This window comes from uncultured Halorubrum sp., from assembly GCF_937146585.1.
Classification (GTDB): Archaea; Halobacteriota; Halobacteria; order Halobacteriales; family Haloferacaceae; genus Halorubrum; species Halorubrum miltondacostae.
This window is the reverse complement of the sequence record NZ_CAKZRO010000110.1, coordinates 1-7,917: the sequence shown is the minus strand read 5'-3', so window position 1 is coordinate 7,917 and position 7,917 is coordinate 1. Positions and strand designations below refer to the sequence as shown.

General features: G+C 69.9%; 7 protein-coding genes and 1 pseudogene. 2 read left to right on the top strand and 6 right to left on the bottom strand.

The features are described 5' to 3' along the window. The coding region (locus Q0116_RS09190; protein ID WP_297887196.1) for an LLM class flavin-dependent oxidoreductase at nt 1-1,347 on the top strand (1,347 nt) is incomplete at its 5' end. A 677-nt stretch (nt 1,348-2,024) separates the two neighbouring features. On the opposite strand, the gene Q0116_RS09185 is transcribed toward Q0116_RS09190, so the two are convergent. Next, on the bottom strand, nt 2,025-2,498 hold the full coding sequence (locus Q0116_RS09185) for a deoxyuridine 5'-triphosphate nucleotidohydrolase (RefSeq protein ID WP_297887193.1): 474 nt from the start codon (nt 2,496-2,498) through the stop codon (nt 2,025-2,027). Nucleotides 2,499-2,773: 275 nt separating this feature from the next. Between Q0116_RS09185 and Q0116_RS09180 the strand changes: the two genes are divergently transcribed. Next, on the top strand, nt 2,774-4,759 hold the full coding sequence (locus tag Q0116_RS09180) for an aconitate hydratase (RefSeq protein WP_297887191.1): 1,986 nt from the start codon (nt 2,774-2,776) through the stop codon (nt 4,757-4,759). A gap of 187 nt (nt 4,760-4,946) precedes the next feature. Here the strand turns inward: Q0116_RS09180 and Q0116_RS09175 are convergent, their stop codons facing one another. The 5 genes and pseudogenes from Q0116_RS09175 to Q0116_RS09155 form a co-directional block, all read right to left on the bottom strand. Next, nucleotides 4,947-5,600 (bottom strand): 30S ribosomal protein S7, encoded by a 654-nt coding sequence (locus Q0116_RS09175; protein WP_297887188.1) that lies wholly within the window; start codon nt 5,598-5,600, stop codon nt 4,947-4,949. Continuing rightward, nucleotides 5,597-6,025: a 30S ribosomal protein S12 gene (locus Q0116_RS09170; protein WP_006111505.1), complete on the bottom strand. Its 429-nt coding sequence runs from the start codon at nt 6,023-6,025 to the stop codon at nt 5,597-5,599. Before Q0116_RS09170 ends, Q0116_RS09175 begins: the two co-directional genes overlap by 4 nt. A gap of 195 nt (nt 6,026-6,220) precedes the next feature. Beyond that, nucleotides 6,221-7,039 (bottom strand): hypothetical protein, encoded by an 819-nt coding sequence (locus tag Q0116_RS09165; RefSeq protein ID WP_297887181.1) that lies wholly within the window; start codon nt 7,037-7,039, stop codon nt 6,221-6,223. A 44-nt stretch (nt 7,040-7,083) separates the two neighbouring features. Further along, nucleotides 7,084-7,503, bottom strand: coding sequence for a NusA-like transcription termination signal-binding factor (locus tag Q0116_RS09160; RefSeq protein ID WP_297887178.1), 420 nt, complete (start codon nt 7,501-7,503; stop codon nt 7,084-7,086). Then, a pseudogene (locus Q0116_RS09155) lies at nt 7,503-7,917 on the bottom strand (DNA-directed RNA polymerase subunit A''); the annotation flags it as partial. The pseudogene Q0116_RS09155 and the gene Q0116_RS09160, both read right to left, overlap by 1 nt.

Sequence of the window (7,917 nt, the reverse complement as noted above, 5' to 3'; positions counted from 1 at the left end):
CTCAACCTCTTCACCATGGCCTCGGTCGAGCACGTCTCGCCCGGGTCGTGGCGGTACCCCGGCGACCGGTCGGCCGATTACGCCGACCGCGAGTACTGGACGGAGGTCGCGCGCACCGCCGAGCGCGGCGGCTTCGACGCGGTGTTCTTCGCGGACGTGCGCGGGATCTACGACGTGTACGGCGACGACCGCGAGACGGCCGTCGAGCGGGCGGTCCAGACCCCCGCGAACGACCCGCAGCTCGTCGTGCCAGCGATGGCGGAGGTCACGGAGGACCTCGGCTTCGCGGTGACGCGCTCGACGACGTACACCCACCCCTACCAGCTCGCGCGGGAGTTCTCCACGCTCGATCACCTCACCGACGGGCGGGTCGCGATCAACGTCGTCACCTCCTACTTGGAGTCGGCCGCCGAGAATCTCGGGCTCTCGGAGCGGATGGACAAGGAGACGCGCTACGACCGCGCCGACGAGTTCCTCGACGTCTGCTACCAGCTGTGGGAGGAGTCGTGGGAGGACGACGCGGTCGAGGCCGACCGGGAGACCGGCCGGTACAGCGACCCGGAGAAGGTCCACGCCATCGACCACGAGGGCGACCACTTCTCGGTGCCGGGCCCGCACGGCTGCGAGCCGTCGCCGCAGCGCACGCCGGTCGTCTACCAGGCCGGCTCCTCGGACCACGGGCGGTCGTTCGCGGCGCGCAACGCCGAGGCCGTCTTCGCCAGCCAGCCGACCGAGGAGGGCGTCGTCGAGTACGTGACGGACGTGAAGTCGCGCGCGGCCGACGCCGGCCGCGACCCGGAGAGCCTCCGCTTCTTCATCGGCGTGGTGCCGATCGTCGGGGAGACGCGGGAGCTCGCGGAGGCGAAGTACGCGGAGTACAAGCGCCACGTCGACGTGGAGGCGACGCTCGCGCTGCTGTCCGGCTTCCTCGACATGGACCTCTCCGAGCTCGACCCCGACCAGAAGGTCGAACACATCGAGACGGACGCGATCCAGGGGACGATGAACGCGTTCACGAAGGCCCAGCCCGACCGCGAGTGGACGGTGCGCGAGGTGGCCGAGTTCTGCGGGCTCGGCACCACCTCGCCGAAGCTGATCGGCACCCCCGAGCAGGTCGCCGACGAGCTCCAGCACTGGCACGAGGAGGTCGGCGTCCACGGGTTCAACGTCAAGGAGGTCGTCCGCCCCGACTCGCTCGTCGACTTCGTCGACCTCGTCGTCCCGGAGCTGCGCGAGCGCGGGCTCGTTCCCCCGGCCGACGCCGAACCGCCGGGCGAGACCCTCCGCGAGCGGCTCCTCGGCGAGGGACAGTCGCGGCTCCGCGCGGACCACCCCGCCCGGCAGTAGTCCGGAGCGCGGCCTCGGCGCGTCACGGAGCCCGGGTCGCGGTCGGTCGACGCTCGCGTCGTGTCCGCCGAGTGTTGTGAACTCCTCGCCGCGATCTAATACGACAACACTGCCGCCCCCGGCAAGATTAAGTGTCTACCGTCGGTATGCTCAGGTGACGCTTCGCTTGGAGGGCCGAAGCGTCAGCGGGGACCTACAGAACGACACGCCCGTGCCACCTTTTCCCGGCACGGGCGTGCCGTTCGTTCCTTTGAACGCTGAGCCACCAGCCCGCCGAATCGCGGTACTGGCGACGGCGCAGCGAGACGACCGACGAGCGTCGCGTCCGCGCTCCGGGAGCGGGTGAGCCGAAGCCGCTACCGACCGAGCGGGACACCGAGGAGATGACGACGGGCGCCGACCGCGTCGCCGTGACGGTCGCGGAACACGGGCCGTCCGCGAGGAGGATCGGACAGGGCGTCGAGGGGCCGCTGCTCCTCTTGGAGGCCGAGATCCGCGAGGGGTACCCCTTCGAGCACGAGCGGGCGTTCGCGCCGGCGGTGACGGAGCGGGCCGTGGCTTCGCCGGGCGTCCCCGAGCCGAACTGCGAGGTCGTCTTGGCCGAACACGCGGGCGATGACGTGATGGGGATCGACCGCGTCGGCGGGGACCGCGAGGGCGCGTCGCTCGGCCGCCGCTCAGAGGTGCTCTTCCTGATACGCGCCCTCGTACGTCCCGTCGTGGTCGGCCTCGGCGAGCACCAGCTGCGCGATCCGCGCGCCCGGTTCGATCTCGATCGGGTGGCCGACGTCGAGCCGCCCTTCGCCGACACCCTCGTAGCCCGCGTCCCACACCGCGGTGTCGAGGGTACAGGCGTTCCGGAGCAGCGTCGACCGCGGGAGGACGAAGCCGATCCGCCCCTCCGGGATCCGCACCGGCTCGCCGTACCGGACGACGTAGCTCCCGCGTTCGAGTCGGTAGCAGTCGCCCCGCGGCTCCAGCTCCCGCCGCTCGCCGACGCGCTTCCCGTCGCGACCGAGCCGGCCCGGTTCGGTCTGTGCGAACACCGCGTCGACGGTGAGGTCGACGCCGTTCGGCTGTCGCTGCGCGTCGTCGAGGTCGGCCCCGGCGGCGGAGAGCGCCGCCGCGACCGCGGCTCCCGAGTCGAACATGCCCGTCCGGAACCGCGGCCGAACCTAAACGGTGTCGGCCGCGCCGCGCGCCGCTCGCGCGGGAAGCGGCCGGTCTCGCCGCGACCGCTGAGGCGGCGTTTTTCGGCCGCTTCAGGCGTTTAATGACCTAAAACACTCGGCACGGCTACGTATTTCACGGTGCGTGGTATCACGCCGAGATCCGCGCGAGCGTTGCCGCATCGAACGATCTAACACGGTCGATCTTCTGGAAACTCGCGGGTTTTATATCCACGGGAGAGCCAACTGCGGATGATATGGGACAAACGATTACAGAGAAGATCCTCGATGACCATCTCGTCGAGGGCGAGCTGACGCCCGGCGAGGAGATCGGCATCGAGATCGACCAGGTGCTGACGCAGGACACCACGGGGACGATGGTGTGGCTCCAGTTCGAGGCGCTGGACCTCGACGAGGTCCAGACGGAGCTCGCCGCGCAGTACTGCGACCACCAGACGTACCAGTTCGACTTCAAGAACACCGACGACCACCGCTTCCTCCGCTCCGCGGCCGGCACGTACGGCGCGTACTTCTCGCGGCCCGGCAACGGTATCTGCCATCAAGTCCACAAGGAGAACTTCGCTGCGCCCGGCAAGACGCTGCTCGGGTCCGACTCGCACACGCCGACCCCCGGCGGGCTCGGCCAGCTCGCGATCGGCGCCGGCGGCCTCGACATCGCCGTCGCGATGGGCGGCGGCCCCTACTACGTCGAGATGCCGGAGGTCGTCAACGTCCACCTCGAAGGGGAGCTCCCCGAGTGGGCGACCGCGAAGGACATCGCGCTCCACCTCCTCGGCGAGCTGACCGTCAAGGGCGGCGTCGGCAAGATCTTCGAGTACACCGGCCCCGGCGCCGAGAAGCTCACGATCCCCGAGCGCACCACGATCACGAACCTCGGCACCGAGCTCGGCGCCACCTCCTCGATCTTCGCGACCGACGAGAAGACGAAGGACTGGCTCGCGCGCCAGGACCGCGAGCACGAGTACGTCGACCTCCAGCCCGACGAGGACGCGGAGTACGCGGAGACGATCGAGGTCGACCTGACCGAGCTCGAGCCGCTCGTGGCCGCCCCGTCGATGCCCGACAACGTCGCCCCCGTCAGCGAGTTCGAGGGCACCGACGTCGAGCAGGTCATCGTCGGCTCCTGTACCAACGGCGCGTACGAGGACATCCTCCCCAGCGCGAAGATGCTGGAGGGCCGCGAGGTCTCCAAGGGGACCGAGATGATCGTCGCGCCCGGCTCGAAGCAGGCCTCCGAGATGCTGGCCCGCGAGGGCTGGACCGCGGAGATGATGGCGGCCGGCGTCAACTTCTCCGAGGCGACCTGCGGCGCGTGTATCGGCATCGGTCACGTGCCCGCCTCCGACTCCGTCTCGCTGCGCACCTTCAACCGCAACTTCGAGGGTCGCTCCGGCATCGAGGACGACTCCGTCTTCCTCTGCTCGCCCGAGGTCGCCACCGCGGCGGCCATCACCGGCGAGATCGTCGACCCGCGCGACCTCGCGGACGACCTCGGCGACCTCGAGGCCCCCGGCCTCGAGATGGGGACGAAGTACGGCCCCGGGATGGGCGAGGACGACTCCGACATCATCTCGCCCGACGAGGCCATCGACGACGGGCTCGTCAAGGGCCCGAACATCGGCGACGTGCCGCTGAAAGACGGGATCGACGTGGACGGCGGCGAGGCCCTCCTCAAGATGGAGGACAACATCACCACCGACCACATCATCCCGGCGACGGCGGACATCCTGAAGTTCCGCTCGAACATCGAGAAGCTCTCCGAGTTCACGCTCTCGCGCGTCGACGACACGTTCGCCGAGCGCGCGCTCGACGCCGACGGTGGCGTCCTCGTGGCCGGCGAGAACTACGGCCAGGGCTCCTCCCGTGAACACGCCGCGCTCTGTCCGATGTACCTCGGCATCGAGGCGGTCTTCGCGCAGAGCTTCGCCCGCATCCACAAGGCGAACCTCTTCAACTTCGGGATCGTCCCGCTGGCGATCGACGAGGAAACGTACGAGGAGATCGACCAGGGCGACGACCTCGAGATCGTCGACGACGTGCCCGCGGGCGTCTCCTCCGGCCAGGAGGAGTTCACCGTCAGCGTCAACGGCGAGTGGGAGTTCACCGCCGACCTGGACGCCTCCGAGCGCGAGCGCGACATCCTCGCGGCCGGCGGCAAGCTCTCGTGGGTCAAACAGCAGCACGCGGACGGCGGCTCGGGCGCGGCCCCGGCCGACGACTGAACCGCGAGCGCGCGGTCGCAATCCCGCTTTTCACTATTTCACTCTCGCGAGCGGCGGCACCGCGCGCGCCGCGACCGGTGACACCGGCGAGCGGCGCCCGACGCGACGGGCGGTCGAAACGGACCCGTCGGTGGTCGGAGAGAAAAATGCCGCAACGGAGAGCGCGTCGGCTGCCTGCGAGCCCGGATCAGCGGGCCGCGGCGGCGACGCGTTCGCGCTCTTCCTTCTGCGAGATGGAGTAGGAGCGCTCGACGTCGTAGTCGGCGGCGAAGGTGAGTTCGCTCGCGAGCGCCTCGGCGGCGGGGGTCGACGACTTGTACGTCGCGCTCGCGACGGCGTCAGAGATGAACAGCAGCGCCTGGTCGACGCGGCGCTGGGGCGCGACGTCGACCGCCTTCGGGACGGAGATGCCGCCGTACTTCAGGCGGACGGTCTCCTCGCGGGGCGCGGCGTTCTCGACGGCGCTCACGAGGATCTGGGCCGGGTTCTCCTCGGTCCGCTCGTGGACGATGTCGAAGGCGTCGCGGACGATCCGCGTCGCCTGCTGCTTCTTGCCCGTGTTCTCCTCGGTCTGCATCAGGCGGTTGATCAGCCGCTCGACCAGGGAGATCTCCGACTTCTTGAACTGCTTGGACGCGTGCCGGCCCATCGTGTGCGCGATGGGGGTCACGGTCATGTAGCGCTTCGTCGAGGGGTCCTCGTAGGCGATCTCGGTGACGTCCCAGACGCCGAACAGCTTGGCGTTCTCGTTGGCGGCCTCGCTCGACGCGGGCGCGTCCGGGTCCGGCTCGTCGGCGGCGACGTCCTCCTCGGACGGCGCCTCGGTCTCCTCGCCGCTCATCTGACCGGCTTCTCCGCGTTGCCGCGAACCAGTTCGATCATCGACACGCCGTTGACCTTCTCGACCTTGTAGTTGACGCCGGAGAGGTCGCCCATCGCGCGGCCCTTCGCACCGCCGATCCCGGCGATGGTGACCTCGTCGTGCTCGTCGATGAAGGAGATCGCGCCGTCACCGGGACAGAACGCGGTGACCTGCTTCCCGTTCTTGATGAGCTGAACCCGAACGCACTTTCGGATCGCGGAGTTCGGCTGCTTTGCCTCGATACCGACCTTTTCGAGGACGATGCCGCGCGCCTGCGGGGCACCCTCCAGGGGGTCGGACTTCGTCTTGAGCCCGCGCTCGCGCCGAGCGTACTCGGAGTCGGACCAGCGGCGCTTCTGCCGGTCCTTTTTGAGCTTACGGGCCGCGTACTTGCCGTTCGCCATCGTACGCTTACTTCCGAACGGAGCTACTTAAGCGTCGTCTTTCTCCGCGGCGAAACGGCCTCAGATCCTCCGAGCGCTACCTCTCGACGGATCTGAGGGGGTTTCGCGAACCGGCCGCGGATCGGAAACGACGGCCGTTCGCTCCCGCTGAGCCGGTGAGCCGGCGCGAGCGGCCGTCGTTTCGCCCGGCGACGGTCAAGCGCTCGTCTCCTCGCGCGCCGTCTCGACCCAGTCCGGCTCCGGCACCGTCGCGCCGAGGTCGCGGTAGTCGATGTCGACGTCGACGCTCGCCGACTGGCCGTCGTGTTCGCCCGCCCACGACTGTTCGAGTCGCGGGACGACGCCGGACTCGTACACGTGGACCGTCGCCGACGCCGTGTCGACGGTCTCGGGGACCGTCCGGTCGCCGGCGAAGGCGTCGGCGGCGAACCGCGCCGTCCGCTCGCCGCGCACCTCGCCCGCCCCGTCGCTCGTGGGGTTCCAGAGGTTCAGCCCCTCGTACTCCGTCTCGCCCTCCGCGGTCTGCCCCTCGACGCGGATCCCGGTCACGACCTCGGCGCGCATCGCCTCCGCGAAGTCGCCGTCGGACCGCTCGACCGCGCGACGGGCGTACCGCGTCTCGTCGCCGCTCCGTCGGCGGATGAGCGCCAGGTCGACGGTGACGTACAGTTCCGAGACGTCGGCGCCCTCCGCCTCCGTCAGCTCCTGTCGCACGTACTGTCGTCCGTGCTCGAGGTCGTACGCGGCCTCGTACTCCTGTGAGGGCAACCACGGGGTCGGCTCCGCGTCGCCGTCGTGGCTCGTCGCCGCCGTCGAGAACAGCGTGGCACCCCCGGCGTCGACGAGCGCCTCGGCGTGTCGATCCGCGAGGAGGGCCACGTCGAGCCCGTCCTCGGTCCGCCAGTCGGCGTCGGGGAACGGCCGGTCCGCGCCGCCGTCCCCGCCGCCGAGGCAGCCGGTCACGCCGACCGCGGCCCCGGCTCCGACTCCGCTGAGGAAGCGCCTCCGGTTCATGTGACGAGGAACGGTCGCGTCGGCAAAAGGGCGTGGGTTCCGGCTCAGGTCAGCTGGACGTCGTCGACGTCGTAGTGGCGCGCCGCGAGCCGGCGGGCGGTCTCGATGTTCGCGCCCTCCGCGCCGATGGCGACGCCGCGGTCCGCCTCCGGGACCTCGACGTACGCCACGCGGTCGTTCTGCTCCGAGATGGTGACGGCGTTGACGGCCGCCGGCGCGAGCGTGCTCGCGACGAACGCCTCGGCGGTGTCGGCGTCTTCGACCAGCTCGATCGACTTCCCGAGCCGCCGCTCGGCCTCCGCGACGGTCTCGCCGCCCTGGCCGATCGCGCTCGCCATCTCGCCGGCGGGCACCACGAACACGAGTCGGTCGCCCTCCACGAGGCAGTCGGTCGGCGCGACGCCGGTCAGCTCGTCGAACCGGCCGATGTAGCGCCGCGCCTCGTCGGAGAGCTCGACGCGCATCAGTCGTCGCTCACGACGCGCGACCCCATCCGGAGGTCGACGTCGCCGGTCCCCATCGAGATCGGTTTGCCGGCGATGACGTTCTCGATGACGCCGTCGAGGTCGTCGTACTCGCCGTGGATCGCCGCGTCGAGCAGGTGGTTGACCGTGACCTCGAACGCCGCGCGGGCGAGCACCGAGTCCTTGTTGCCGGAGATGCCGTGCCGGCCGATCGACTCGATCTCGCCGTTGTTCGTCATGATGTCGGCGACGAGCATGAGGTGGCGGACGTTCACGTCGTCGAGCCCCTGCTCTTCGAGCGTGTTCTTCGTCTCGTCGATGATCGTCTCGCGGGCCGCCTCGACCCCGAGGTTGCGGTAGATCTCGTGGATGTTGTTACACGTCGTCCGCGAGGCGTCGACGCCCTCGATGTCG